3 protein-coding genes are annotated in these 3,202 nt (G+C 70.4%); 2 read left to right on the top strand and 1 reads right to left on the bottom strand.

From position 1 onward, the window contains the following. Positions 1–931 (top strand): thiopeptide-type bacteriocin biosynthesis protein (locus AOK16_RS23455; protein WP_055474132.1); only part of this gene is annotated, 931 nt, incomplete at its 5' end. Beyond that, complete coding sequence (locus tag AOK16_RS23460) at positions 928–2,274, top strand: lanthionine synthetase C family protein (RefSeq protein ID WP_055474133.1); 1,347 nt, start codon at positions 928–930, stop codon at positions 2,272–2,274. The genes AOK16_RS23455 and AOK16_RS23460, both read left to right, overlap by 4 nt. Before the next feature lie 67 nt (positions 2,275–2,341). Here the strand turns inward: AOK16_RS23460 and AOK16_RS23465 are convergent. Beyond that, positions 2,342–3,202, bottom strand: an 861-nt coding sequence (locus AOK16_RS23465; RefSeq protein ID WP_055474134.1) for a zinc-binding dehydrogenase, incomplete at its 5' end; no start/stop codon positions are given.

Below are 3,202 nucleotides of genomic sequence, written 5' to 3' on the forward strand. Positions count from 1 at the left end.
CCCCAAGGAGGCCCGTCCCCGCCCGTGGCCGCGCTCCTCCCGCACTGCGCATCTGCCCGGCGGCGAGTGGCTGTACGCCACGGTGCACTGCACACCCGAGCGCCATGACGAACTCCTCACCGCGCATCTGCCACGCCTGACAGCGGCGTTGCCCGCCGACGTGGATCGCTGGTTCTTCCTCCGCTACCGCGACCAGGATCACCACCTCAGGCTCCGCTTCCACGGAACACCCGGGACACTCACGACGGCGCTGTTGCCGGCTGTTCACACCTGGGCCGCTGACCTGCGCAGTCACGGCTTGATCCAGAGACTCACCCTCGACACCTACGAGCCGGAGACAGCGCGCTATGGCGGCCCGGAGGCGATAGCAGCTGCTGAACACGTCTTCTGCGCCGACAGCCGCGCCGTCGTCGAGACGCTGGGGCTGCTCGGCAACGGCCGCTTGCCGGTAGACCCCCTGATCGTCGCGGCCGCCGGCTACGTGAACATGGCATGCGCCTTTTTCCCGCAGCAGCCTGATGAACAAGCGGGCGCGGAGAGCGGAGCCCACAGGGAACTCCCTTGGGAGGAGTGGTTGTTGCACTCCTTCCCCGCCAACGATGCGCACAAGGAGTTCCAGCGCCGCCGCCACGAGGCGATCAGCATCATCGACCCCTATACGGCCTGGGCCGCGCTGCGTGCGCACCCGGGCGGAAATGCGCTGCTCTCGCTCTGGGCCCAACGCTCCCGGACACTGGTCGCCTACAGCCACGCCCTGCGCTCGTCCCGGTCCGCGGCAGGGGCGCAGAACCAGGTGCTGTCTTCCCTGTTCCACATGCATCACAACAGGCTCATCGGCATCGACCCACAAGCGGAGAAGGCCACACTCGCCATCGCCCGCGGTGCACTCCGGGCCCACCGGGACCGACGCAGGAGCAGGAGCGAGGGATGACGGAGCAGACCACCGACTCCGTGCTTTCCCGGAAGCAAGCCGGGCAGATCGTTGCCGAGGTCGCCGAGCAACTCTCTGATCCCGACAGCGTCGCGGCCGCGGCCAGCACTCCGGGCAACCTGGATCGTTACCTGGGCAGGCCCGCACCCGTACATCCCTGGGCCCCTCTCACCCTGGCAGAAGGCCATCCCGGTGTGGCGCTGCTCTACGCCGAACTCGCCCGCACCGAGCCAGGGCACCGGATAGCCCTGCACTCCCACCTCGCCAAAGCAGCCCGCCACCTGTCCACCCCCCACCACAGCGGACTCTTCACCGGTGCAGCATCCCTGGCCTTCGCGGCCCGGCTGGGCCGGCGCCACAGCGACGATTACGCCCGGCTGCTCGACCGCATCGACGAGCGGGTCACCGCATCGCTCCGCTCCCACCTCGCCGACGAAGAAGCGCGGTTGAACGCCGGAGCCGCAGGAGTTCGCATGAGCGCGTACGACACCATCGCCGGTGTCAGTGGGATCGGACGCTATCTGCTGCTGCGACATCCCCGCCACCGCGACGGGCTGCTCGCGCTCCTGTCCTACCTTGTCCGGCTCACCCACCCCATCACCGTCCACGGTCACACCGTGCCCGGCTGGTGGGTCCCCACCCGGCCGGACACCGGAGCCGATCACCGCTTCGACCGCGGGCACTTCAACCTCGGCCTCGCCCACGGCATCTGCGGTCCCCTGGCCCTGCTCGCCCTGGGGCGGGAAGCCGGCATCACGGTCCCCGGCCAGGACGAAGCCATGGCACGTATCGTCGATCATCTCTTGGCCACCCGCATCGCGGGAGGAGGATGGCCCCGGGCAGTCGGCTTCGACGAACTCGTCGACAACACCGGGACACCGCATGCCAACGCTCCCAAGGCCGCCTGGTGTTACGGCACCCCCGGCGCGGCCAGGGCGCTTTACCTCGCCGGACGCGCACTCAGCCGCGATGACTGGCAACACATCGCCACACAAGCACTCGTTGACGCGCTCACAGCCCGGCCTTCCCAGATCACGGACAGTTCACTGTGCCACGGCTGGGCCGGTCTGCTGCACATCGCCTGGCGCATGGCACACGACAGCGCTGACCGGCGGCTCACCGACCTGCTGCCCCAACTGGTTGCGCCCCTCCTCACTGCCTACGACTCCGCTCTGCCCTTCGGATTCGCCTACACCCACCCGTATCTCCCTTCAGACCAGCAGATAGCACCTCACCGTCCCAGCTTCCTCGAGGGTGCCGCCGGTATCGCCCTCGCCCTGCACACCTACGCCACGGATGGTCGCACTCCCCCGGCCTGGGACGCCGCCCTGCTCCTGGCTTGACGCCGCCCTGCTCCTGACTTGATGAGGGCAGCTGCGAGTTTCAGCGGCCGGTATCGGACCGGTTGTCTCAGAACACCACCAGCGTGCGGCCGCCTCGGCCCGCGAGCATGGCGTCGAACGCGGCCGGGATGGCGTCGAGGCCGATGCGGTCGGTGACCATGCCGGCGAGGTCCAGCCGGCCAGCGCGGACGTGTTCCGCGATGGCAGGGAGGTCCTTCGCCGGGTCGCTGTTGCCGTAGACACAACCGGACAACGTCCGGCCGAAGTAGAAGAGTTCCAGCGCGGAGAAAGTGACCTGCTGGTCCTGGCCGCCGATGCCGACCACCGTCGTACGGCCGCCGCGGCGGGTCGCCGACCAGGCGGTGCGGATCGTCTCCGCGCGGCCCACGCACTCGATCGCGACGTCCGTGCCGAGCCCGCCGGTCAGGCGGCGGACGCGCTTGGCGGTGTCCTCGCCCGCGGCCACGACGAACTCCGTCGCCCCGGCCGCGCGCGCCAACTCCTCCTTAGCCTCGGACACATCGACCACGACGATCGTCTCTGCGCCCGCGATACGGGCCGCCTGCACGGCCGACAGGCCGACCCCGCCCGCGCCGAACACCGCCACCGACTCGCCGGGCCCGACGGCCGCCGCATGGTGGACCGCGCCCCAGCCCGTCAGCACGGCGCAGCCCAGCAGAGCCGCCTCGACGAGCGGTACGCCGCCGGGCAGCGGGAGGACGGCGTTCGCCGCGACAACGGTCTCCTCGGCGAAGACCGCGGTGCCGAGGCCGGGGTACAGCTCGGTGCCGTCGGCGGCCAACTTCGCGTACGGGACGGTGGCGGCGGCGCCCGCCGACGCGCACAGCCAGGGCTCGCCCAGGCCGCAGAAGTGGCAGTTCCCGCACGCCGGGGCCCAGTTGAGGACCACCTCGTCGCCCGGCGCGAC

Source organism: Streptomyces pathocidini (assembly GCF_001418495.1).
Classification (GTDB): domain Bacteria; phylum Actinomycetota; class Actinomycetes; order Streptomycetales; family Streptomycetaceae; genus Streptomyces; species Streptomyces pathocidini.

Bases quoted from the DNA above. Each gene is read 5' to 3' on its own strand.
- AOK16_RS23460 (WP_055474133.1), top strand. From the start codon at position 928: ATGACGGAGCAGACCACCGACTCCGTGCTTTCCCGGAAGCAAGCCGGG.